Genomic DNA, 25,078 nt, shown 5'->3' on the forward strand with positions numbered 1-25,078 from the left:
GCCTTTGTAATGCTGTCAGCAAATCATAATTCATAAAAAGAAATAATGGGATTATTTAAGAAAAACCCTTTTGGACATATACTTTTCGTGAAAAAATGGCTCATCCGTATCTTGGGTGCCTTAACGCATAGGCGTTTTAGAGGTTTTAACGAACTTCAAATAGACGGTTCTGAAATCATTAAGAATTTGCCGGACACCAATGTGCTCTTCATTTCCAATCATCAGACTTATTTTGCTGATGTTGTGGCGATGTTTCACGTGTTCAATGCGAGTTTAAGTGATCGGGATGACAACATCAAAAATATTGGCTACCTGTGGAATCCGAAACTGAACATCTACTACGTTGCGGCAAAGGAGACCATGAAATCTGGCTTGTTGCCTAAAATCCTAGCTTATGTAGGATCAATCAGCATTGAGCGCACCTGGAGAGCGCAAGGTCAGGAGGTTAATCGCCAAGTTAAGATGAGTGATATTACAGCAATATCTAAAGCATTGGATGATGGTTGGGTAATCACATTTCCGCAAGGCACTACAACGCCATTTAAGCCTATTAGAAAGGGTACTGCGCACATCATTAAACGCTATAAGCCTATTGTGGTCCCTATTGTAATTGACGGCTTTAGACGTTCATTCGATAAAAAGGGAATTCGCATTAAGAAAAAGAATATTCTTCAATCTATGGAGATTAAGGCGCCGTTAGTCATCGATTACGAGAACGAAACTATCGAGCAGATTGTAGAGAAGATTGAGTATGCAATTGAACAGCACCCGTCATTCTTAAAGGTTATACCTCAAGCAGAGATTATGGCGCAGCAAGAGTTGAACAAGCTTCGTAAATGGAAGATAGAAGAAGTTAAAGAAAAGGAAGATAGAAGAAGTTAAAGAAAAGGAATGATCTATCCCTAAGACAGCATTTCCAATTTCTTTAATTCCTTATAATTTCTATTTAATTTCCTGAGCAACAGTCCATAAATCAGCCAATAGAAGAATAACAATACGCCCGCAAATACGGCGATTACACCCGCAACCATTAAAATGATCTTACCATAAAACATAAAGACTTCTCCATTTGCAGCGGCCACTTGAGCCCTTCTTATGAGTGCTTGATCTTGATCGAACTCAATATAGAGCACGGCAGCAAATGAGGCTACCATAAACAGCAGATTAAAAAGCACGTAGTTTTTAACGGTACGACGTGTCCTAAGGATGTTTTCCATAAGTATTTTAGCGTTATCCGTTACCGAGATACGCCTGTAGTTTCTATAGAATAAGTAAAAGAAATAAGCTAAGATCACGTAGCCTAATACACTTAAGGGGATAAGAAGAAAGTCCGAGTCCAGCTTATCAAAATTTTGTGTGCTTTTAGAGCCTTTAAAAAATAGGGCTAAGCCAGTCCAGAGACCAAACTCCAACAGGCTAATTATGAGCACCCATTTAACGATGGACGATGATCTTTTTAGGATCATTTTATATATAGCATTGGCAGAGACATGAGGGTATTGGGCCCCGTCTTTTTGCCAATGTTTTTTTAATAGTTCTAATTCATCCATAAGCTTACGGATTAAGTATTGTTCTTAATTTGTTTTTGATCCTGTTCATTTTCACTCTGGCATTCACCTCGCTAATTCCCAAGGTGTCACTAATTTCTTTGTAATCTTTATCTTCTAAATAGAGAAATACAAGCGCTTTCTCAATATCGTTCAGCTGGCGAACGGCGTCATAGAGCAGCTTCAATTGCTGTTCTTCAGTGTCGTCATATTCTTCCGCGCTGAGTTTAAACTGGTATGTTTCTAATTCATAAGTATTGATGGTGCGCTTAGATTTTCGATACAAGGTGATGGCTGTATTTAAGCCAACACGATACATCCAAGTGCTGAATTTTGCATCGCCACGAAACTTTGGGTAGGCCTTCCATAACTGTATGGTTATTTCCTGAAACAAATCATTGTGCGCTTCTCTGTGGTTTGTATAAAGTCTACAAACCTTGTGCACAATGTTCTGATGCTCCTCTAGCAACGCGACAAAATTATGTTCTAATTCTTTGTCCAAATCGGGTAGTTAGTTAGAGTGTTAGTAGTACAATCATTCTATTTGTTACAAGAAATTTAAATTCTTTTCAGATAAAATTTAAAATAGTTTATATTAAATTAAAGCTTTATAATATATAATGTAAATGTCTCATCGTTAATAATTAAACGTATAGGTATTGACAAAAGCTATCGCTGTTTTAAGAGGCCTAAAACAATTAAATATTGTGCTAAGCCGTAGGTCAACATAATAAATAGTGCTGAAAAATGAATGGGCATATAAAATTTATTCAAAGCCAAAATGCTATCTGAAATTGCAAATAATAGTGCGCCAATAAAAACCAGAATGAAGCTTAACTGACTCAATTTTCCGCTTCGTAAATAAGAGGTGATGACCATAGCTAAAATGACGATCATGTATATGATAACCGGAATCAGCAAATGGCCTAAACTGTTTTTTAGGAGATAGAAAAATCCCAAAGCATAGAGCAATAAAATTAAACTTAGGCCAAACGCATTTCGATTTACATTTCTATTTTTTAAGAAAACGATGGAGTAAAATACATGGGCCAATAAAAAGGAGAGTAGTCCTAAGATGAAATAAATGGCAAAACGGTCGTCGAACATTAAAAATACATCCCCCAATAAAGAGCAGCCCAAAGCCAGCAATGTGATCAATCTTGTTGTAGTGTTTAAACTTTTACTTTGAGTGTAGAAATAAATTAAGAGGCTTATGAGTAAAGAGGGCTTTGTAATATAGTGGAAAGTTGCTAGGCTGGCGATGCTGCCGCAAATAAGCTCAGCACTAAGAAGGCAGCTGAAAATGAAGGCAAATTGTTTGTCGGTTATAGTTAACATGGGTTGAAAATTTATGGTAGAAGCTAGATTGGTCGAGTTTTCTCGCTCACTTTCTCTTCAAGAAGCCTAAATCCGAACATTTGATTTTAAAAAAAAGCTTAAAGTTTATTGCTGTTGCTTCTTTTTTAGTTTGTCTAATTGTTCTTGGGCTTTTTCTAATTGTTCTTTAGTAACGGGTTTAGGGAGTTGCTGTTTTGCTTGTTCTGGTTCATAGGATAGTTCGACGTATAGTGGGAAATGATCCGAATCTATTGAATTCCCCACTTGCAAATCGGCCAGTCTAAATTCTGGAGACACAAAAATATGATCTAAGGGCCAACGGAAGAGGTGCTTGTTAGCATCAAATGTACTGTAGAATCCACGTCCTACGCGAACATCGAGCAATTCGCTCGTGTCTTGGAATAGAAGTGTAGTCGGAGACCAAGCCACATCATTAAAATCGCCCAAAACTATAACTGGTAGTCTAGAATTGCGTGCTAATTCTGAGATCATCATCAATTCTGCGTCTCGATCAGTAGATAGGGGGTTTTCTTGGGGCATTGGTGGCGTAGGGTGAATGGCATACAATTGCGCAAGATCGCCTTGGGGCATACGTACTTTGCTATGAATGGACGGGATAGAATCAGTAACCATAAATTTTACCTCCGGATTAACGAGTTCTAATTTAGAATACATCAAAATTCCATACGTATTATCGAGCGGAAGCTCCACTTTGTATTTATAAGTGCCGGTAACCGTTTGAGCTATAGCATCGCGCCATCTGGTATTGGCTTCGGTAAATACCATAATGTCTGCATCCAGTTCTTTAATGATTGCTTTTAAGCCATCATCATGTTCGTTTTTCTGTAACACATTTGCCGTTAGGAGTTTAATAGTTGGGTATTCTCTATTTGTCGAAGCATCCATAACTTCTTTCTTGTACAAGAACGTATAGGGTACAATCTTAATAAATTGAAATATAAAGCAGCCTATCAACAACCCAATAAACACATAATCTTTGATATTTTTAAAATCGAATTTTATGAGATAGATAAGAATCGCAACAAAAGTTAAGCTTGTTAATTGGATATGAGGAAAATCGAACATTCGAATCCACCAGTAATCAGAAGGAATTAAAGGGATTAGCGTAAATACAATAGCAATAATGCCGAAGCCTATTAAAATTTTTTTTAAGAGCATATCTGAAATTTGATTCAAATTAACTATAAAAATTTAACCTGTGCAGAAAAAATTTCAAATAAAGGTTTAGCGTTAAATCTTTTAGCAATTGAAATACCCTTAATATACGAAAATTGTGAAATTGCAATAAATTTTCTATTATGAAAACAGCATATCAAAAGTGTATTGAGGCTTGCCAAAAATGTTTGGTAGACTGTCAAAATTGCCTGATTGAAATGGCGGGCAAATCAAGTATGAACGATTGTCCAAAGTGTTGCGTAGAATGTATAGATGCCTGTTTGGTCAGCATCAAAATGATGTCAGCAGATAGCGAGCACGCCGCAGCCTATTGTAAACTATGTGCAGAAATATGCGAATGGTGTGCAGAACAGTGCAGCCAACACGATCATGAGCATTGCCAAATTTGTGCAGAATCATGTAGACAATGTGCTGAAGAGTGCAGAAAAATGGCCGCTTAATTTTATTTTTAAACCTATACATAACTTATGGCAATACTTGGTAACATCATCAAAGGTTTTATTGATGTCAAAGAATCCTTTTCCTCAGAACATAATCCAATAAAAGAACAACAGGCTGTTTTAAATAAACTGTTATCAAAGGCGAAAGACACCGCCTTTGGAACGCATTATGATTTTCAGTCCATTTTAGATGCTGAACATCCTGAAAAAGCGTTCGCAAAGGCAGTGCCTTATTTCGATTACAACAAAATTCAAGAAGAGTGGTGGCACAGATTGCAAGATGGTGAAGAAGATGTGACCTGGCCTGGGCATCCAAAATATTTTGCGCTCAGCTCTGGTACAACCGGTAAATCGAGCAAACGTATTCCGGTGACGGATGACATGATTGATGCCATTAAGCAAACGGGTATTCAGCAAGTTTTTGCTTTAAGTAATTTCGATTTTCCGGCCGATTTTTTCGAAAAGGAAATCATGATGTTGGGCAGTTCAACAGAATTGCAGCAGCATAACGATCATTTGGAAGGTGAGATTAGTGGTATTAGCGCTAGTAATATTCCATTTTGGTTCAAATCCTATTACAAACCGGGTGAAGATATCGCCAAGATTGACGATTGGGATGCGCGTGTACAGCGGATTGCAGAAAATGCCGAGAATTGGGACATTGGCGCGTTGAGTGGCATCCCGTCGTGGATTGAACTCATGTTACAAAAGGTGATCAGTCATCACAACCTAAATAATATTCACGAGATTTGGCCTAATCTTCAGGTCTACACCTCTGGAGGTGTTGCTTTTGGTCCGTACGAAAAAAGCTTTAATGCTTTAATGGGGCGCCCAATTACTGTAATTGATACGTATTTAGCATCTGAAGGTTTTGTGGCGTTTCAATCACGCCCAGAGACCGCTTCCATGAAATTGGTCACAGATGAGGGGGTTTATTTTGAATTTGTACCTTTTAAACCCGAGTACATCAATGAAGATGGTTCGTTGGTGCATGATGCGCCATCAGTAACTTTGGCAGAGGTTACTACAGATCAGGACTATGTGCTCATTATGAGTACCGTTAGTGGTGCTTGGCGCTATGAAATTGGAGATACTATTGCTTTTACGGATGTTGAGCGCGCCGAAATTATTATTACTGGACGCACCAAATTCTTCCTGAACACTGTTGGGTCGCAACTTTCAGTCAATAAAATGGATGATGCTATGAAGCACCTCGAAAGTGAATTCGCTACTAAAATTCCTGAATATACAATTTGTGCAAAACGCTGTGAAGATGGCGAATTTTACCACTGTTGGTATATTGGGACTGACGATCAACTCAATGAAGAAGAGATCTCAGCTCGTTTAGATAGCTTTTTAAAGGACGCTAATAAGAATTACAAGGTAGCTCGAAGCAAAGCTTTAAAAGGCGTGAGAGTAACTACAATTGCCCCTACTGTGTTTCATGAATGGAGTGGCGCCAATAAGAAAAAAGGTGGGCAAGTGAAAATGGAACGTGTGATGAAGGAAGATAAATTTAAAGAATGGGAAGAATTTGTTACTGCACAATAGTTTCAGTTTCTTTCAGTTCATCATTGCGTTTTTCTATAACGTCCATAATTTCCTCTGGAGATAGATAATATTTCTTTATCCTAAGTTTATAGGCTTCATGGATGTCTGCATTATTTAAAATAAACTCTTTCGTTTTAAGTATGTATTCTTCCATGTTGTGTTGCACGGCATAGGTATCTGCCGCACGTTCAGCTTCCACAATATGGTTATCTGATAAGAGGTATTTAATGCCAAACCAAATCAAATTGAGTTTGTTTCTATTGGTGTAATCCATCACATGTCCCAATTCGTGGCCAATCCAACCAATCAAAATGTCTGATGGAATATGTACGGTCAGAAATTCTTTGTCCGCAATTTTAAAGGATTCACTTATTAAAATCACATATTCCCTGTTTTTCCGACTTCTAAAGAAGCTGCCAAATTTTGGTCTGGCCTGCATGGTAGATTTTTTGATTTTCGATTTAAATCGAAATTCAATTGGGGTGTCTTTAAGTTCCGGGTAAAACTCTAATGCGGTTTGGACTTCATTAGTAATTGAATTGGGTATAATGTGTTGTGCGTTCATTGACATGGTCATACTTAAAAATAAATATATAAAGTGTTTCATAGGGTGGAAACTTTAAAATACATTTATTTTAAAGAAAACAGTGAAGGTTTTGCTTTTATTTAACGAAATAGGCATACCGTTAAAGTCTGTATGTTTAGCGATACACTCCTGTGCTCTATTATAATATTTTTGCACTACAAAAGTAGCATATATCAGTCCCCACTGATTATCAATTTTTGCCCCAATTTATTTGAAAAAGACGGTTTTTGACCGTTTTTTTTATGTCCTATTCTGAGGATGCCTAATAGCACTCAAAGCATTTGAGGTAATGCCCGTTAAACTCGACATCCTCTGAGCCTTTTAATACTTTTGTTGGATAATCTTTCTCATCCAGAATGCGTTTAAATGCTTTGGCATAGGTGAGCAATTCAGCTCTCCTGCTTTTAAGTTTCTTTTCGATAGCTTTCCCGTCCAATTCATAAATTTCGGCTGGCCACTGACGCAGTGCCTTTTTAATAACGGCGTCTGTCAAGAGGTTCTGTAGCTTTTTTGCTTCCTCAACGAACACAGTTTCTGGGGTACTCTTTAAAAAATAAACATCAAAATCGTGGATCAAACCAGGCATGTAATCGATGTCCGCCTGAAACGGACGCATTTCTGGCGTTACATTTTTGCTCGCAATAATGTTGGGAATAATACCACTGATATTAAAAAAGGCATTATCTCTATCCGAGGGGAGTGGAATTGCAACTTGGCCGTCATCCGTGTTTTTTATGATCCAACCCCACTGTTTGGCATGTCTATCCCAATCGCCAATCACCAAATCGAATAAGCGCGCTCTCACTAAGGCACGTTCGTCAATTTTGAGTTTCTCACCACGTTCTAATTTTAATTCTTGCAAATCGTCAGTTTCAATAATTTCACTCACATTTTCTTCTGAAGTCCAATTAGTGCCACTTTCGGTCTCGTGTTCAAAAACAAAAAGTTTGTTGCCGTAAGCGTCATTATATTCCATTAAAGATTCTTGTTTAGGAATAAAATAGATCTTTGGGTCGGTATGATGTATGTGGGCAGCATCCGCTAAAATTGCAACCACTGTTGCGGCATAAGGGTGTTGGGCTGAAATGCCATCGACGATAATATTCTCAAGACCTAAGGTTTTGGCGAATTCAGGCACTAAAGGAGCCGGTGTTTTATTGATGCTTCTTAGGGTGTATTTATTGCCAATGCTATCTTCAAGTTTTAAAGATTTTGTCTGGTTGCCACCACCTTCCTTTACGACCTTAAGACCTCCCAATAGTGTATCTAAAAAAGCGACTTTAACTCTGAGTGGCGTGGCCCAAGCTTTGCGGTAATGTTCGCCTTGCATCATCTTTTTCAAATCGTTTGCTTCGTATAGCGTGCTAGCGGCAATGGTGAGCGAATCATAATCCTTAAAATTCATGTCCTCGATATTTTCCGGACTGATGATGGTTGAAGTTTTATAATCTTCAGGCGTGCTATTTAATGAGGTGTAGAGCAAAATGATAAAAAGAAGCAGTACTACGCCAATAACTATTATAATTTTTTTCATGAAAGTTGCTTATTTGTAAATATAATGGAGGCATTTGTATCAGCAAGGTGCTGCCTATTGGGCAACCTGTTCGTTATTCTTTACGCCATTTAATGTTACAGCCTAAGCTGGGTTTTTGATCTTGTGGCGGGGCTTGGTTATCCAACAGCAAATTTAAAGCATTTTTTAAATCTTCACCAGAAACAGGGATGTCATTACCAGGTCTCGACCCATCTAATTGACCTCGGTAAAATAATTCGAGACGTGCATCAAAAAGATAAAAATCAGGTGTACAGGCTGCATTATAAGCTCTTGCGACGCTTTGGGTCTGATCGTATAAATAGGGAAAAATAAAACCTTCTTCTATGCCGTTTTTTCTCATCAATTCAGGACTGTCCAGAGGGTAGTTTACCACGTCATTACTAGAAATAGCAATACACTCAATCCCTTTCGATTTGTAGGTTTTGGCTAGTTTCACCAACTCAGCATTCACATGTTTTACATACGGACAATGATTACAGATAAACATAATGACCGTACCTTTAAGACCTTTGCAACTGTCTAAAGAACGCTTTGTGTCACTCATTGTGTCCAGCAATCTAAAGTCAGGAGCTTTCGTGCCTAAGGGCAACATATTAGAAGGGGTTCTGGCCATAACATTATTTTTTTATCTTGTAACTTGTTTTAAAATTTAAGAATGGAAAAGATAATAACTTTTGAGGATTTCACCAAAGTAGATTTACGTATCGGGACTATTATTGAAGTCTCTGATTTTCCGGAAGCAAGAAACCCTGCATATCAATTGGTTATTGACTTTGGAGGCTTAGGTGTTAAGAAATCTTCTGCTCAAATAACCACGATTTACACTAAGCAAGATCTCTTAAACAGACAAATTGTTGCAGTTATCAATTTTCCAAGGAAACAAATTGCAAAATTTATGAGCGAATGTCTTGTAGTTGGAGCGGTCAAGGAAAAGGATGTGGTCTTATTGCATCCGGAGCACAAGGTGCAAAATGGATCGGCGGTGCTGTAAATCCTAAACTCAAATACATAGTTTAAATAGACAATCCAAAGCTCGACTGATGTACGCTATAACGTGGCTGTCTTAACTTTGGATTGTGTGTGATGTTCCTGATTTGATTTACAATTCCTCTCTAAAAAAGATGGCGTTCATCATCAGCTTATTGGTGCCAAACCAAAAGGCTCTGAAATTCGTATTGTCAGTGAAGGCAACCACTTTTCCGCGTTTTAAGCGTTGCATTTGATACGGAACGCTCAAACTTAAACTATCTAAATTTGATTTTGACACATACCCGCTCAACAACGGATTTTTAATGTATTGAATGGGGTTGTTATAGCTCTGTTTGTCAGGGTTCATAAATATGGTCGAACCTCTAAATAAAGGTAATCGATCATTTTTATAGCCGAAATTTATGGGGTGAGAACGGTCTAATTTCGCTTCAAAGATGGCACCGCCAATGACTTGTGCGCCGTTATAGTCGCTCCGGTCTTCAAAAGTCACATTTTTTGCAACCCGCTCTGATTTTTTAAATTCTAATGTGACGAGCTTATTTGTTGTCAGCCATTTTACCGCATTTTCAAAGCCAATAAGTGTCCCGCCAGTCTCTACCCAGTCTGTTAGTTTTTCGGCAGCGCCTTTGCTTAAATTACCGCTTGGCAAAATGATGGTGTTATAACGCGTCAAATCTGCGCGCTCTAAATTATCGGTATCGAGTTTAGTTAAAGTCATATCGTACCGTTGGTCTAACAAATGCCAAATCTCGCCAGCATCATATGGCGATACACCACGACCAACAATAAGCGCAACTTTGGGTTGGCTCAAGGCTCTAAAATGGTTGCTGCCCAAATCTATACCTTGCGTTAATCCCGTGGCTACGGCATCAATTTGAACATGACCTTCAGCGGCTATTTCCTTCAAAAAGGCGTAAAGTTCGTCTGGGTTTTTAGATTGATTTTGAACGGGAATCATGATCGTACCATAATCGTATTCTTTTCCGTTGGTAGTAAATTGTTTCATGGCCACGCGTGCACGCAAATCGTTTTTAAGAATTTGATTCAAAACCTTGGGCGTGTAGTACTCGTGCCACTCCATCAGATATGCGTAATTGCTTTGGGCAGCAACCTGGCCCATTGGCATTTTTAAATCAGTCACCAAAGCACCCATGTTTGAATTTGAAACCCCATCAGCATAATCGAGATTAAAGGCTAACGGCAAGGTCCATGCGGATATATCGTAAAATAAACTGTCCTGAAAGGTGGTGCGCTTTTCAAACATGGCATTAAGCAGGCGCGTATTCTTTTGATTTTTAGGAATGACATAGCTGTAACCACGCTTAAAGGCTTTACCATCAATAGTAGCATCTTCCTTAAGCTCGTAGATTTTAATTTGATGTCTCCTCAGGATTTCTGCCAATTCATAAGTTTTGGCCGCATCTTTCGAATCTCCGAAAACAATGTTCTTAGCACTTTCTTTTTTTGCTTCAGCGCGGGCATTGTTAAAGAAATCATGTTGGTATTGTAAAAGTTCCTCGCGCATATTTTCAGCAGCCTCTAAAGTTGATAGTGCAGCGGTAAATTGATTGCGGATGGTAAATGGAAACGTCAAGAGTCCATTGTCACTTTCCTGAACGTGACCTCTAGAGCTGGCTTGTTCAAAAAGAATTCCGATCCCGCCATTAATATCGGGAAAGGTCGATCCTTTTCCATAGTAAAAATCGTCAAAACTTTCTTCCGTATAATAAAAAGAACCTATTTTGTCCAACGCTTTGGCATGGAAATCGCCAATGCGTCTCGTTAATTCCTGATTTAATTTGGGCGTTAGAGGATGGGTTCTGCTCGGGATGCCTGGCTGAAAAAAGAAGGATGAATTGGTGCCCATTTCGTGATGGTCTGTCAAGATATTAGGCAACCACTTGTGAAAAGTTTCTAAGCGCACTTTCGATTCTGGCAATTGCACTGGCAACCAATCTCGGTTCATGTCAAACCAGTAATGATTGCTCCTTCCGCCAGGCCACACTTCAGAAAATTCACGATCATTAGGATCTGGATTTAAATTTTTGTTTCTATTGGAATTTGCCCAATACGCAAAGCGCTGCAGCCCGTCAGGATTAAATGAAGGATCGAACAAAATGACCATAGTGTCTAACATGTCATTTACGGCAGTGCTTTCTGCCGCAGCGAGGTAATAGGCTACTAAAAGTGCTGCATTGGAGCCGCTCGGCTCATTACCGTGAATAGAAAAACCTTGATTAACAACAACTGGCATATTATTCGTGTCCACCGTGGCATCAGCTTCAGTCGCGGCAAGATGCTGTTCTCGAATCGCCTCAATATTTTGATGGTTTTTTGGCGCTGTGATGGTGAGTAGTATTAAAGGTCTACCTTCAAAGGTTGTGCCTCTGCTTTCTAGAGTGATTCTATCGGAGCTCGCCACTAAGGCCTTCATGTATTCAACCAGTTTGTCATGCGTCACATGCCATTCGCCAACATCATGCCCGATGACGGATTTTGGAGTTGGGATGGCTGGATTGTAAGTGGTGTTTTGAGGCAAATAATAGGAGAGGTCCGTTTGATTTTGTCCAACACTAATGGAGGATACTAAAAAAATAAAAAGGTATAGGAATTTCATAAGCGGTAAATCTTAATTGTACAAGATAAGTATAGTTTAAATATAAAAAAACCGCTAATTAAGGAAGCGGTTTTAATAGAGTACATAATGTATGTGGTTTAAATATCTTCAAAATTGATATTTGTAAAGCTTTCTGCAGTTTTTATTGGCTCTTCGTCCAACGTTTCAGATTCAGAATCAAATTCATCTTTCTTGAAATCTTTTTGGTGGCGTTCACTGATGACTTCGTCACCTTTTTCATTTATGACATAATCGGTCATTTCTTTTAAAATGTCATTAAATTCACTAAAGTCTTCTTTGTAAAGATAGATTTTATGTTTTTTGTAGTGAAAAGAACCATCATCATTGGTGAATTTTTTACTCTCAGTAATTGTAAGGTAATAATCTCCAGCTTTGGTAGCTCTAACGTCAAAAAAATAGGTTCTTCGTCCTGCGCGCAATACCTTAGAGAATATTTCCTCTTTCTCCATCATTCCGTGATCACTCATAGATTTTTTATTTTTATTAGTAACAGTTTACGTACCAAAAATCTAAAAAATAATTATAGTAACCAACAATTTCTGATATTTCTTTTAAGGAAATTTTAAGAATTAATTGAGAGTCGTTAAAAAGTGAAGGTTTGGACTTCGGTTACTGAGCATTCATCGCTTGATCAGCACAACATGTTGAACGTTTTATGATAAAGCTAAAAGCAAATCTTATAGCTTAATTGTTTTCCGTCAACTGTTTAATGTAAAGTTCTTTATAGTAACCTTCTACTCCAATTAACGTATCGTGTGAACCAGATTGAAGGATTTGACCATCGTCTAACACAATAATTTTGTCCGCGCCCTTGGCAGAAGAAATACGATGGCTCACAATTATGGTTGTTTTACCTTGGGTAATCCTTTTTAAATTGTTGAGGATTTTTTCTTCGGTCTCCGTATCTACGGCCGATAAACAGTCATCAAAAAGTAAAATTTGAGGTGCTTTAATAATGGCGCGCGCAATGGAGATACGCTGTTTTTGTCCTCCAGAAAGCGTGATACCGCGCTCGCCCAAAACAGTGTCATAACCCTTGACAAAGCCTTTAATATTTTTATGGACATCAGCATTTTTAGCTGCATTAATCACCTCTTCTTCCGTAGCGTTCTCTTTTCCAAACATAATGTTATTGCGGATACTGTCGGAGAATAAGAAAGCATCTTGCGGCACATAGCCCATATTATTTCTTAAACTCGTTAAGTTCAGGTTTTCAATAGGCGTACCATCAATTGTGATCTCACCTGATTGCACATCATATAAACGACCAATAAGGTCGAGAATGGTTGATTTTCCAGAGCCTGTTTTGCCAATGATAGCCATCGTTTCGCCTTTGTTCAACTCAAAGCTCACATTATTCAAGGCTTGAATATTGGTATCCGGATAGGTAAAGCTGACCTTATTAAAGGCAATATGTCCCTCAATATTTGAAGGCTCAGGGTTGTTGTTTTTTATGCTTGGTTCCTGCTTCAAAAATTCGTTGATTCGTTTTTGAGAAGCTTCCGCCTGTTGTACTACAGAAGTTACCCAGCCTACGGTGGCTACAGGCCAGGTTAGTAAATTGACGTAGATAATAAATTTCGCAATGACGCCTAAACTTTCAATTTCACCATCAATATATTGTTTACCGCCAATATAAATAACGATGATATTACTCAACCCGATTAAAAAGATCATTAAAGGAAAAAACAAGGCCTGGATTTTAACCAAATCAATGTTTTTTTGCCTGCTCTCTGCTGACAACTTGTCAAAATCAGCATTGGTACTGCCTTCCAAACCATAGGATTTGATGACGCTGATACCGCTAAAAGTTTCTTGTGAAAAAGTAGACAACTTAGAGAGCCATTGTTGCACAATAGTACTGCGCTTATGGATTTTTTTGCTTAAAATATAAATAAAATAGGAGAGAATAGGCAAGGGGATAATGGTGTACAAGGTAAGCTCTGGAGCGGATCTGAACATCAAAATTAAAGCAATAATAAATAAGGTGGCCGTATTGATGCTATACATAAGTGCAGGACCTGCATATTCTCTGACTTTGCCGACATCTTCGCTAATTCTACTCATTAAGTCACCCGTACGGTTAGATTTGTAGAAATCTAAAGATAAGCGTTGGTATTGTTGATACACCTCGTTTTTTAAATCATATTCAATTTCTCGAGACACATAAATGATGGTCTGACGCATCAAAAAAGTAAAAATTCCACCTATGATTGCTGCACCAACGATGTACAGAATATTAACCAATAGTTCGCTTTTTACAACATCAATATCCGTGGTGATGCCTTTTCTGTAATTATCAATCACATCAACAGAATTCCCAACTAATTCAGGCGTAAAAAGAAGAAAGATTCGCGCAACAATGGTTATTAAAATTCCTGCGAGCAGCTTGTATCTGTATTTATAAAAATATTTATTAACGTGTTTTAATTCTTTCATTTAATGTACTAAACCGTTTTGTGTTGGCGATATGATAATTTAGCTACTATATTTTTGCTAAAACTGTAATATTAATTTATTTTTATCTAGAATTTTTAGAAACTCTAAAAAAGCTGAATAAAATAAAATTATATGAATTCACAAATTATAAGTGCTAAGGAAATTGCCAAGGCAGACCCTGTCTTTGGACAACTTTCTTTTGATAATCATGAACAAATTGTTTTTTGCAACGACAAAGATACTGGTTTAAAAGCAATAATTGGTATCCATAATACCGTTTTAGGCCCAGCTTTAGGCGGGACGCGCATGTGGAATTACGCCAACGAATGGGAGGCCTTAAATGATGTTTTACGTCTCAGTAGAGGGATGACCTTTAAATCGGCCATAACCGGATTAAACTTGGGAGGGGGCAAAGCAGTCATTATTGGCGATGCCAAAACTCAAAAAACACCAGAATTGATGCGAAAATTTGGAGAGTTTGTCAACTCCTTGGGCGGCAAGTATATTACGGCAGAAGATGTAGGGATGAGCACTGAAGATATGGATATTGTAAGAGAGGTGACGCCGCACGTTACGGGGATTTCTGAAAGTAAAGGCGGGTCTGGTAATCCATCGCCCGTAACGGCTTACGGTGTTTTTATGGGCATGAAAGCAGCGGCAAAGTATAAATTTGGTTCTGATAATTTAAATGGTAAAGCAGTCTTTGTTCAGGGCATTGGTAACGTAGGAGAGGCCTTGGTAGGCTATTTGGTTAAGGAAGGTGCGAATGTGACCATTACGGATTTGAGTGAGGAGCGTATGGACCAGGTGAGTAGGTCTTATGGCGTATCTAGCTATAAAGGAAACGATATTTTTAGCCAGACCATGGACATCTATGCGCCATGTGCATTAGGTGCGACAATTAATGATGACACCATTAATAAGATAAAAGCTCAGGTGATCGCCGGAGCGGCAAACAATCAATTGGCTGAAGATCGGCACGGCGTGCTATTACAGGAAAAAGGAATTGTGTATGCGCCCGATTTTGTGATCAATGCCGGCGGTATTATTAATGTGTATGCTGAGCTTGAAAAGTATGATAAACAGGAAATTATGCGTAGAACAGAAAACATATACAATACGACCTTAGAAATCTTGGAACGGGCGGCTGCCAATGGTGTTACTCCAAATGTGGCTGCGGTAAATACGGCCAAGGAACGGATTGCCAAGAGAAAAAGTGAACAAGCAAATTAAGGCAATATATCTTCTAAATTTGTTTTGAAGTTATAAATTAATACTATTTTTGCAGGGCGAAAAGTCGAATGGACTTTTCGCCCTTTTAATTTAATAAGTTCTTACAAATGCTAAATAGAAGACATATTCGTATAAAAGTGATGCAAACCCTTTATGCGTATAAAGGTGGAGAAAGTGATGATTTTAAAAAAGATGAGCGGTTCTTGCTGCAAAGTCTAGATCACATGTATGATTTACACCTCTTAATGTTATCGCTTTTAATTGAAGTGCAAAAACGTGCGGAAGATTATCAAGATAAATCCCAACGTAAAATTTTAGCAACTAAAGAAGAAAAAAATCCCAACACCAAATTTATTAATAACGAAGTTTTACAACTCCTACGAGAAGACAGAGGGCTTCAAATTGAGATGGAAAAACGTAAAATCGATTATTGGTATCTCGATTTTGAATACGTAGACATCATTTTTAAAAGCATTTTGGAAAGTGAGCTGTATAAAGATTATATGGCCACTTCAGTATCGGATTTTAAAGAAGACCGGAATTTTATTGTTGATGTTTTTACTGAAATTGTAGCGCCTAATGAAAAGCTCTACGATTATATAGAAGACAAACGATTGACTTGGCTAGACGATTTACCTGTGGTTAATACGGGTATTTTAAAGCTTTTAAGAAAAGTAAGGCCAGAAAACAATGCCACTTACTTTACTCCAAAATTGTTTAAGGACACAGAGGACAGGGAATTTGCGACCTCCTTGTTTAAGAAGTCCATTCTGAACAGATCGAAATTTCATGAAGAAATCACCGCTAAAACAAAAAACTGGGATGCCGATCGCATTGCTAGTTTAGATGCCGTTTTATTACAAATGGCCATTTGCGAATTTCAAAAATTCCCATCCATCCCTGTAAAGGTGACCATCAATGAATATATTGATATCGCTAAGGAATACTCCACGCCAAAGAGTAGTTTTTTTATTAACGGAATTTTAGATAAAATAGTTAAGGAATACACCGAGAATGGCGATTTAAATAAAATAGGACGCGGGTTGATGTAATAAGAAATAATGCTTATTTTTACCCTTTCAAATTTGTTTTTAATTAAAACATTTTAAAATAGAGTACAATGAAAAAAATGATGTTAGGTGTTAGCGCACTATGTATGTTAGCTTTTATGTCTTGTAAAGAAGACGCTACTGCAAAAATTAAATCAGAAAATGTTGCAGAAGCAGCACAAAGAGATGCTAATTCTGGTAGCTCTGCAGTGATTGAATTTGAAGAAATTGAACACGACTTTGGTACGATACAACATGGAACTCCAGTAGAAACTGTATTTAGATATACAAATACTGGTACTTCTCCATTAGTTGTTAGTAACATTCAAAGTACGTGCGGATGTACCGTACCATCAGATTGGACAAAACAAGTTGCACCTGGCGAAACTGGAGAATTTAATGTCAAGTTTGACGGGAAAGGAAATGGGATGGTTACAAAATCGATCACCATGTCTACCAATACTGAAAAAGGTGCAGAAACGGTAAGAATTAAAGCAATGATTGAAGGTGGTGATAGTCCAATGCAGCCAGCTGTTCAAAGTGGTACACAATCGATCATGCAACAACCAGTTCGAAAATCGAGCACACAACCTGGTCATGAAGGCCATAATCACGATTAATAATATTTAAGAATCAATGGGAGAAGGAATCAGTTCGTTTTTACCTTTTATAGCCATGTTTGCTGTAGTGTATTTTTTTATGATTGCACCACAGATGAAACGCGCTAAAAAGGAGAAAAAATTTGCAAGTGAATTAAAGAGAGGCGATAAAGTCATTACAAAAAGCGGAATGCATGGTAAGATTGTCGACTTAAATGATAAAGATAGCAGTTGTGTTATTGAAACTTTAGCAGGAAAAATCAAGTTTGATCGCTCGGCAATTTCAATGGAAATGAGCAGCAAGCTCAATGTTGATCCAGCAACAACGACAACAACTACTACAAAATAATCTGAGATTATAGTTTTTAAAAAAGCCACTGAAAAGTGGCTTTTTTTGTTTGATTATTTTTTAAACGAACGAGGCATTTTTTTTTGGTTGCAACGATTTATGGCAATTATTCTTAGTTGTCCAAGGCTTTGATTGCCGTTAACTCCGCAATTTTGCAAATCACTTCTGTCGCCTTTATCATGCTCTCTACAGGAACATACTCATAACGGCCGTGGAAATTATGGCCTCCGGCAAAAATATTAGGACATGGCAATCCCATATAGCTCAATTGCGAACCATCTGTGCCGCCTCTGATTGGCTTTATAAGGGGTTTTATATTTAGGGCAAGCATTGCTTCTTCCGCGATATCGACAATATACATGACCGGCTCAATTTGTTCTTTCATGTTGAAATACTGATCCTTAATTTCAATGGTAACAACTTCCCGTTCATATTGTGTGTTAAGATCAAAGGTCAACTGGCGCATGGCTTCTTTCCGAGCGTTAAAATGGTCCTTATCATGATCTCTGACAATATACTTTAATACTGTTTCTTCCACACTGCCGTCGATGCTGGCCAAGTGGAAAAATCCTTGGTAATTTTCGGTGTGTTCCGGTGTTTCCAGCATAGGGAGTGAGTTGATAAACTCCGTTGCAATATACATGGAGTTAACCATTTTGCCTTTGGCGTATCCAGGATGCACAATAGTGCCTTTTATTTTAACGGTAGCGCCGGCGGCATTGAAATTCTCAAATTCCAATTCGCCAATTTGGCTTCCGTCCATGGTATAAGCCCATTCGGCACCAAATTTTTCAACATCAAATTTATGGGCACCACGTCCAATTTCCTCATCTGGGGTAAATCCGACGCGAATTTCGCCATGTTTAATTTCCGGATGCTGAATTAAATATTCCATTGCAGAAACGATTTCTGTAATTCCAGCTTTATCATCAGCGCCCAAAAGCGTATTCCCGTCTGTAGTGATGAGTGTTTGTCCTGTATATTGCAGCAAATCGTCAAATATATCAGGAGATAAAACAATGTCTTTCTCGGCATCTAAAACAATGTCCTTTCCATCGTACTGTTCTATAATTTGTGGGTTCACATTGGCTCCTGTAAAATCAGGAGAGGTGTCAAAGTGAGAGATAAAACCAATTACTGGCGTCTCATGGTCAACATTGCTGGGCAACGTGGCCATAATATAAGCGTTTTGGTCTATAGAGACGTCTTTCATGCCAATTGCCGTAAGTTCCTTAACCAAGACATGGGCTAAATCCCATTGCTTTTCGGTACTTGGGGTAGTGTCAGAATTTGGGTCGGATTCCGTGTCAATGTTGACGTAGCTTATAAATCTGTCAATGATGTGTTTCTTGTCAATCATATTATTTTTCTTTAACGATGCAAAATAAAGCATATTCAAATGAACAATTACTATGTAATAATATTTTCAGTAAATATTCCCATTATAACGGTGTGACCTTAACTACTTTATTAAAGAAATTAACGCAATCAATCAATTGTTTTCTTATATTTGAGTAATAAGATTGAATTAAGTGTTAATTTTTTGCGTTTATTTAATCATATTAATTGTGATTTAACGACTTATATAAGAATTTTTAAATCAAAAGTTGTTTACAATCATTGTAGTGTAATTGCAGACAAAACAGGATTTTTTATAAATCAACCCTACCTTCTTTTTGCTTGCGCTTAGCACCTTGTCCCCTCTGTTTTTTAGCATCAATTAGCATCTATTCGAAGCCCCGCTAGTAATTTTTTAAGATTAAATATACTCCAGCTTAGCCGTTTTGTTTTAAGCTTAAGATGGTGAATTATAGCTTTTTAAGCATATTGCTCTAAGCTTTCTATAAGCTTATTGGATAGTTGCGTTATGGGAATTTCTTATGAATCATTAATCTTTAAACCATATATTATGATGAAAAATTACATTTTAATTTTGCTGATTATGTTTTCGTATTCATTACATGCCCAAAAAGTTGGGGGTGTTGTGAAAGATGAGAACAACCAACCTTTAAGTGGTGTTACCATTGTGGTAAAAGGCACTTTAGCGGGTACAATTTCCGATTTTGATGGTAAATTTGAGGTAAAGGCTGATGTTGGAGACAAATTGATATTCTCTTACGTGGGTTATAATTCCCAAGAGCTGACGGTAGATGGAACAACGCTAAATGTAACTATGAAGCCTGGGGTGTCCTTAAATGAAATCAACCTGATTGGGAGTAGAAATCCAGCCAGGACTGCGGTCAACTCCTTGTCGCCGGTAGATGTGATTGATGTTTCTGAAATTACAGGAAGCAGTCCGCAAGTCAATCTGAATCAAATCCTAAATTTTGTAGCGCCATCATTTACCTCAAATACCCAAACCATTGCTGATGGTACTGATCATATAGATCCTGCTTCATTAAGAGGACTCGGACCAGACCAGGTTTTGGTGTTGATCAATGGTAAACGTCGCCACACCTCCTCCCTGATCAATGTCAATGGTACCTTTGGAAGAGGAAGCGTAGGGACTGATTTAAATGCCATTCCCACCGCAGCCATCCGACGTATTGAAGTGTTGCGAGACGGTGCCGCTGCACAATACGGTAGTGATGCCATTGCAGGGGTCATTAATATTGTACTTGATAATGCCACAAACGAACTAAAACTAAATGTCACCACAGGAGCACATTTCACCAAAAATGCCAATGAACAAACAGGGGGTGTGGATGGAGCGACCACAAATATTAGTGCCAATTATGGTCTAAACATTGGCGATAAAGGCGGGTATATCAACTTTACGGGAGATTTTGATTATAGAGATGATTACAACCGGATGAAAGAATGGGAAGGTTCAGTATTTAATAAATATAATACGGTAGAACGGTTTGCCTCTGCGGACGGCTATGATTTATCGAAATTGTTGGATGATGATGTCGCTGATGTCATTAATTATGGGAACCAAGCCGGGTTTAATTTGGATCCTAACGCTACCAAAGCCGATTTGCGGACCATTCTGGGCGCGAATAATACAGATGCCGAATTGGCCAGTAGAAACCTGGCCCGCTCAGATTTTAATATGCGTGTCGGACAATCCGAAGTGCGAGGAGGTCGATTTTTTGCGAACTTTTCTTTGCCTTTAGATGATAACGGTTCTGAAGTGTATTCTTTCGGCGGGCTGAGTTCCCGTACCGGAAACTCTGGCGGTTTCTTTCGTCTGCCCAATCAGAGTAGAACCTATACACCAGCTTACATTAATGGATTTTTACCGGAAATAAATTCGACAATCACCGATCAATCCCTCTCTGTGGGTGTCAAAGGCAAAATTGGCGATTGGAATGCTGATTTTAGTAACACTTATGGTAAGAACAAGTTTATCTATACGATTGGGAACACTTTTAACGCCTCTTTACAAAATGCGTCGCCTACCACTTTTGATGCTGGCGGCTTTAATTTTGCACAGAACACTGTTAACTTAGACCTTAATCATTTCTATGAGGACGTTTTCTCAGGACTCAACGTGGCGTTTGGCGCGGAATACCGTTTAGAGAATTATGAGATTGAGGCCGGTGAAGCAGCGTCCTATTTGCAATATACCGCTCAAGGCGAAGGCATCACTTTGTCTACGCAACAACCAGCGGTCGACTTTTTTGGAAGTGCACGTCCTGGCGGTTCTCAGGTTTTTCCGGGATTTAGTCCTAAAAATGAGGTTAATAGAGGCCGCAACAGTGTGGCGGGTTATATTGATTTAGAGGCGGACATTACAGAATCCTTTTTATTAAGTCTCGCCTCCAGATTTGAAGATTATTCTGATTTTGGTTCTACTATCAATTTTAAATTGGCCGCTCTTTTAAAGGTTAGTGAAAGTTTAAACTTAAGAGTTGCGGGTAATACAGGATTTAGAGCACCGTCATTACATCAGTTATACTTTAATTCAACCTCCACAATTTTTGATCAGAATGGCAATCCTCAAGAAGTGGGAACGTTTGCAAATGACAGTCGTGCCGCAAAATTATTGGGCATTCCTGAACTGAAACAAGAAACTTCAGAAAGTGTCAGTTTAGGTGTCACTGTTAAATTACCTGATGCGGGCATCAACATCACCTTAGATGGTTATTTTGTGGCTATTGATGACAGAGTGGTTTATACGGGTCAATTTGCAGGACCGGGCACAGGATCAGAATTGGATAAATTATTAGCGCAAGCCAATGCTACGGCAGCTTCCTTTTTTGCCAATGCCATTGATACGGAATCTAAGGGCTTAGATTTGGTAGTGACCCACCGCATGAATGTCGGTACGGACATGCTTCTTAAAAATGATTTGGCGGCAACCTTCTCCCAAACTAAGCAAGTTGGAGCAATCAAAGCCTCTCGTGTGCTTGAGGATGCAGGATTGGTAGGTACCTATTTCCCGGAAGACAGCCGGATATATCTTGAAGAAGCGGTGCCAAGTACCAAAGTCAACTTATCTCATACCTTAAGTTCTGGCGCATTTAACTTTTTCTTGCGAAATGTTTACTTTGGAGAGGTGACAGAGGCAACCACCAATCCTGCATTACAGGAAATTTTCAGCTCAAAAATTGTCACGGATCTTTCCGTTGGATACCGTCTCGCGGAAAGTTTTATGATTACCGTTGGCGCGAATAATATTTTTGATATTTATCCTGACCGTTTGAAAACAGACATTGATGGTCTGGGCAACAATCGTAGTGATGGACGCTTTGATTGGTCCAGAAGAGCACAACAATTTGGGGTAGGTGGCCGTTTTTTGTTTGCAAGGCTAAGTTTAAACCTCAAATAGTTTTATTTAAAATGATTCACTTTAAAAACTACCCTATATTTGGGTAGTTTTTTATTTTTGTATCCTATGTATAAATTCGTACTGCGTCCATTATTATTTTCTTTCGATCCTGAATCTGTCCATCATTTTACCTTCAAAATGATACGCTTGGCCAATACGGTTGGTCTGGGCGGACTATTTAAAACGAAAGATCACGTTGATAATCCATTATTAAAAAGAGAGCTCTTTGGTCTTCAATTTCCCAATCCGGTAGGTCTTGCCGCGGGTTTTGATAAAGATGCCAAACTGTTCAAGGAGCTGTCAAATATAGGCTTCGGTTTTATTGAAATTGGCACGGTTACTCCAAAACCGCAAGGCGGAAATGAACAACCGCGATTGTTCAGATTAAAGGAAGACGCCGCCATCATCAATAGAATGGGCTTTAATAATGGCGGGGTAGACGAAGCAGTAGAGCGTTTAAAATCTAATGCCGCAGTAGGGGATAAAAATCATGTCTTAATTGGCGGTAACATTGGTAAAAATAAGGTGACGCCAAATGAAGAAGCCGTTAATGATTATATCATCTGTTTTGATGCTCTGTTCGATTATGTCGATTATTTTGTGGTCAACGTCAGCTCTCCCAATACTCCAAATCTAAGGGCTTTGCAGGAAAAGAAACCCTTAACCGATTTATTGCAAACGCTTCAAAATAAAAACAATCTAAAACCACAGCGCAAACCTATCCTTTTAAAAATAGCGCCCGATTTAGCGAACGAGCAGCTCCTGGATATTATAGATATCGTGGCCATCACAAAAATAGATGGGGTTATTGCAACCAATACCACTATTTCTCGAGAAGGTTTACAAAGCGATCATAAGAATGAAATGGGAGGATTAAGTGGGCGACCATTAACCCAACGCTCCACGGAAGTGATTCGGTTTTTAGCCGAAAAAAGTCAAAAAGCATTCCCAATTATTGGTGTAGGAGGGATCCATACCGCGAAAGATGCTTTAGAAAAATTGGATGCAGGCGCGGATTTGGTACAGTTGTATACTGGTTTTATCTACGAAGGGCCCCAATTGATTAAAGACATTAATAAAGCACTTTTAAGCAAGGTTTAAAACTTATAAATTTTATTGACTCAACTCAAATTGATCTGTGCTGCCTCACCATGTTTGAAACGCTTATCTCCTTTTCCCTAGCCACCCTTGCTTTGGCCATTTCTCCAGGACCGGACAACATCTATGTCCTGACCCAATCATTAATTAACGGGACGAAAAGCGGTATTGCCACAACGGCCGGATTAATCAGTGGGTGCATAGTGCATACCAGTTTATTGGCTTTTGGCATTTCAGCAATCATTACTACCTCAGAATCTCTATTTTATGTTATAAAAGTATTGGGAGCATGCTATTTGCTCTATTTGGCCTATACGGTGTATCGGAGCGATCATACCATTTTAATAACTTCAGATGCTCCTAAAAAATCCTATTGGTCACTTTTTAAGACGGGGGTAGTTATGAATCTTTTGAATCCGAAAGTGATGATTTTCTTTCTAGCATTTTTCCCTGGATTTCTGTGGGATAAAGCCGGAAATACTGTGGTTCAATTTTATGTGTTAGGTTTGGTCTTTATGTTGGTGTCGTTTCTAGTCTTTAGTGCCATCGCTCTATTGGCAGGCCGAATTTCAAATGTGATTTTAGAGAAAAAGGGGATTGGCGTATTTTTAAAATGGCTCCAAATTCTCGTGTTTGTCGGCATTGCGCTGTATATCATTGCTGCCTAAAAAAGCATGTTTACCGTTCTGAAGTGATTTTTTTAAAGGGATGGATTTTGTCTTCAAATGAATTCCTATCTTTGAAGCCATGCAACACGTAAAAATCATAGAATGTCCGCGCGACGCCATGCAAGGCATCAAGGACTTTATTCCAACAGATAAAAAAGTACAGTACATCCAATCGCTGTTGCGTGTCGGTTTTGACACTATTGATTTTGGAAGTTTCGTGTCGCCCAAAGCCATTCCACAAATGGTAGATACTGCTGAGGTGCTCTCCAAATTAGATCTTTCTAAAACAACCAGCAAACTTTTAGCCATTATCGCAAATACTCGAGGGGCTGAAGAGGCTTCAGTACATCCAGAAATTAATTACTTGGGCTATCCATTCTCCATTTCTGAGAACTTTCAAATGCGGAACACTCATAAAACTATTGCAGAGTCTGTTGTCACTCTAAATGAGATTTTAGAAATTGCCGATAAGACCAATAAGGATGTTGTGGTATATATTTCTATGGGATTTGGTAATCCTTATGGTGATCCATGGAATGTAGATATTGTGGGAGATTGGACAGAACGCTTGGCTAATATGGGCGTAAAGATTCTTTCGTTGAGTGATACTGTAGGAACTTCCAATCCGGAAAATATCAACTATTTGTTTTCTAATTTGATTCCGAAATATCCCCATATCGAGTTTGGAGCGCATTTACATACAACACCCGCTTTATGGCACGAAAAAGTAGATGCTGCCTTTAAGGCGGGATGCGCACGTTTTGACGGCGCTATTCAAGGTTTTGGCGGATGCCCTATGGCCAAGGATGATCTCACCGGAAATATGCCCACCGAGAAATTACTCTCCTATTTTACCAGTAAGCAACGTTCAGATTTGAATGCCTTAAGCTTCGAAAGTGCCTACAACGAAGCCACAAAAATTTTCTCCAGCTATCACTAGCAATTTCTTAGCTTCTTAAGATCAGAAAAATAAGGGTGCTGTTCAACTCTTATTTTAAATTAATCTAAATAAGCTTTGATTTTT

The 25,078-nt window shown here is 38.5% G+C and carries 23 protein-coding genes; 12 read left to right on the forward strand and 11 right to left on the reverse strand.

Annotated elements, in window-relative coordinates:
• The first annotated feature begins 45 nt into the window (after window positions 1-45).
• Complete coding sequence (locus ES711_RS01330; RefSeq protein WP_146888839.1) at window positions 46-882, forward strand: lysophospholipid acyltransferase family protein; 837 nt, start codon at window positions 46-48, stop codon at window positions 880-882.
• A 20-nt stretch (window positions 883-902) separates the two neighbouring features.
• Here ES711_RS01330 and ES711_RS01335 read toward each other — a convergent pair whose 3' ends face one another.
• From ES711_RS01335 to ES711_RS01350, 4 genes are all read right to left on the reverse strand, one after another.
• Window positions 903-1,550 carry a hypothetical protein gene (locus ES711_RS01335; RefSeq protein WP_146888841.1) on the reverse strand — a complete coding sequence of 216 codons (648 nt, stop codon included), beginning with the start codon at window positions 1,548-1,550 and terminating at the stop codon, window positions 903-905.
• 4 nt (window positions 1,551-1,554) lie between these two features.
• Window positions 1,555-2,049, reverse strand: coding sequence for an RNA polymerase sigma factor (locus ES711_RS01340; RefSeq protein ID WP_146888844.1), 495 nt, complete (start codon window positions 2,047-2,049; stop codon window positions 1,555-1,557).
• Between the two features lie 167 nt (window positions 2,050-2,216).
• Window positions 2,217-2,885, reverse strand: coding sequence for a lysoplasmalogenase (locus ES711_RS01345; protein WP_146888847.1), 669 nt, complete (start codon window positions 2,883-2,885; stop codon window positions 2,217-2,219).
• Between the two features lie 105 nt (window positions 2,886-2,990).
• Window positions 2,991-4,064 carry an endonuclease/exonuclease/phosphatase family protein gene (locus tag ES711_RS01350; RefSeq protein WP_146888850.1) on the reverse strand — a complete coding sequence of 358 codons (1,074 nt, stop codon included), beginning with the start codon at window positions 4,062-4,064 and terminating at the stop codon, window positions 2,991-2,993.
• Between the two features lie 140 nt (window positions 4,065-4,204).
• On the opposite strand from ES711_RS01350, the gene ES711_RS01355 reads away from it, so the two are divergent.
• Together ES711_RS01355 and ES711_RS01360 are read left to right on the forward strand one after the other, a co-directional pair.
• Window positions 4,205-4,522, forward strand: coding sequence for a four-helix bundle copper-binding protein (locus ES711_RS01355; RefSeq protein ID WP_146888852.1), 318 nt, complete (start codon window positions 4,205-4,207; stop codon window positions 4,520-4,522).
• Window positions 4,523-4,549: 27 nt separating this feature from the next.
• Window positions 4,550-6,073, forward strand: a complete 1,524-nt coding sequence (locus ES711_RS01360) for a GH3 family domain-containing protein (RefSeq protein ID WP_146888855.1) — start codon at window positions 4,550-4,552, stop codon at window positions 6,071-6,073.
• On the opposite strand, the gene ES711_RS01365 is transcribed toward ES711_RS01360, so the two are convergent.
• The 3 genes from ES711_RS01365 to ES711_RS01375 form a co-directional block, all read right to left on the reverse strand.
• Window positions 6,060-6,680 carry a hypothetical protein gene (locus tag ES711_RS01365; RefSeq protein ID WP_146888859.1) on the reverse strand — a complete coding sequence of 207 codons (621 nt, stop codon included), beginning with the start codon at window positions 6,678-6,680 and terminating at the stop codon, window positions 6,060-6,062. The genes ES711_RS01360 and ES711_RS01365 overlap by 14 nt on opposite strands.
• Before the next feature lie 241 nt (window positions 6,681-6,921).
• Window positions 6,922-8,193, reverse strand: coding sequence for a hypothetical protein (locus ES711_RS01370; protein ID WP_146888862.1), 1,272 nt, complete (start codon window positions 8,191-8,193; stop codon window positions 6,922-6,924).
• 73 nt (window positions 8,194-8,266) lie between these two features.
• Window positions 8,267-8,827 carry a thioredoxin family protein gene (locus ES711_RS01375; RefSeq protein ID WP_146888865.1) on the reverse strand — a complete coding sequence of 187 codons (561 nt, stop codon included), beginning with the start codon at window positions 8,825-8,827 and terminating at the stop codon, window positions 8,267-8,269.
• Between the two features lie 42 nt (window positions 8,828-8,869).
• On the opposite strand from ES711_RS01375, the gene ES711_RS01380 reads away from it, so the two are divergent.
• Window positions 8,870-9,205 carry a tRNA-binding protein gene (locus ES711_RS01380; protein WP_146888868.1) on the forward strand — a complete coding sequence of 112 codons (336 nt, stop codon included), beginning with the start codon at window positions 8,870-8,872 and terminating at the stop codon, window positions 9,203-9,205.
• Window positions 9,206-9,313: 108 nt separating this feature from the next.
• Here the strand turns inward: ES711_RS01380 and ES711_RS01385 are convergent, their stop codons facing one another.
• The 3 genes from ES711_RS01385 to ES711_RS01395 form a co-directional block, all read right to left on the reverse strand.
• On the reverse strand, window positions 9,314-11,821 hold the full coding sequence (locus ES711_RS01385; protein WP_146888871.1) for a M14 family metallopeptidase: 2,508 nt from the start codon (window positions 11,819-11,821) through the stop codon (window positions 9,314-9,316).
• Window positions 11,822-11,919: 98 nt separating this feature from the next.
• Window positions 11,920-12,309, reverse strand: coding sequence for a PUR family DNA/RNA-binding protein (locus ES711_RS01390; protein ID WP_146888874.1), 390 nt, complete (start codon window positions 12,307-12,309; stop codon window positions 11,920-11,922).
• Window positions 12,310-12,526: 217 nt separating this feature from the next.
• Window positions 12,527-14,281: an ABC transporter ATP-binding protein gene (locus tag ES711_RS01395; RefSeq protein WP_146888877.1), complete on the reverse strand. Its 1,755-nt coding sequence runs from the start codon at window positions 14,279-14,281 to the stop codon at window positions 12,527-12,529.
• 132 nt (window positions 14,282-14,413) lie between these two features.
• Here ES711_RS01395 and ES711_RS01400 point away from each other — a divergent pair, with 132 nt between their 5' ends.
• From ES711_RS01400 to yajC, 4 genes are all read left to right on the forward strand, one after another.
• Complete coding sequence (locus ES711_RS01400; RefSeq protein ID WP_146888880.1) at window positions 14,414-15,514, forward strand: Glu/Leu/Phe/Val family dehydrogenase; 1,101 nt, start codon at window positions 14,414-14,416, stop codon at window positions 15,512-15,514.
• A 107-nt stretch (window positions 15,515-15,621) separates the two neighbouring features.
• Entirely contained in the window at window positions 15,622-16,566 is a 945-nt protein-coding gene (gene nusB / locus ES711_RS01405) for a transcription antitermination factor NusB (RefSeq protein WP_246139101.1), read from the forward strand.
• 68 nt (window positions 16,567-16,634) lie between these two features.
• A complete protein-coding gene (locus tag ES711_RS01410) occupies window positions 16,635-17,183 on the forward strand; it encodes a DUF1573 domain-containing protein (protein WP_146888883.1) in 549 nt (182 codons plus the stop codon).
• 16 nt (window positions 17,184-17,199) lie between these two features.
• Entirely contained in the window at window positions 17,200-17,511 is a 312-nt protein-coding gene (gene yajC / locus ES711_RS01415) for a preprotein translocase subunit YajC (protein WP_146888886.1), read from the forward strand.
• Window positions 17,512-17,623: 112 nt separating this feature from the next.
• Here yajC and pepT read toward each other — a convergent pair whose 3' ends face one another.
• Window positions 17,624-18,871 carry a peptidase T gene (gene pepT / locus ES711_RS01420; protein WP_146888889.1) on the reverse strand — a complete coding sequence of 416 codons (1,248 nt, stop codon included), beginning with the start codon at window positions 18,869-18,871 and terminating at the stop codon, window positions 17,624-17,626.
• Between the two features lie 552 nt (window positions 18,872-19,423).
• Here pepT and ES711_RS01425 point away from each other — a divergent pair.
• The 4 genes from ES711_RS01425 to ES711_RS01440 all read left to right on the forward strand — a co-directional run bounded on the left by ES711_RS01425 (window position 19,424) and on the right by ES711_RS01440 (window position 24,994).
• Window positions 19,424-22,288, forward strand: a complete 2,865-nt coding sequence (locus ES711_RS01425) for a TonB-dependent receptor (RefSeq protein ID WP_146889886.1) — start codon at window positions 19,424-19,426, stop codon at window positions 22,286-22,288.
• Window positions 22,289-22,354: 66 nt separating this feature from the next.
• Window positions 22,355-23,389 carry a quinone-dependent dihydroorotate dehydrogenase gene (locus ES711_RS01430; RefSeq protein ID WP_146888892.1) on the forward strand — a complete coding sequence of 345 codons (1,035 nt, stop codon included), beginning with the start codon at window positions 22,355-22,357 and terminating at the stop codon, window positions 23,387-23,389.
• Between the two features lie 50 nt (window positions 23,390-23,439).
• Complete coding sequence (locus tag ES711_RS01435; RefSeq protein ID WP_146888895.1) at window positions 23,440-24,054, forward strand: LysE family translocator; 615 nt, start codon at window positions 23,440-23,442, stop codon at window positions 24,052-24,054.
• A 79-nt stretch (window positions 24,055-24,133) separates the two neighbouring features.
• Window positions 24,134-24,994, forward strand: a complete 861-nt coding sequence (locus tag ES711_RS01440) for a hydroxymethylglutaryl-CoA lyase (RefSeq protein WP_146888898.1) — start codon at window positions 24,134-24,136, stop codon at window positions 24,992-24,994.
• The last annotated feature ends 84 nt before the right edge of the window (window positions 24,995-25,078 follow it).

This window comes from Gelidibacter salicanalis, assembly GCF_007997285.1.
Classification (GTDB): Bacteria; Bacteroidota; Bacteroidia; order Flavobacteriales; family Flavobacteriaceae; genus Gelidibacter; species Gelidibacter salicanalis.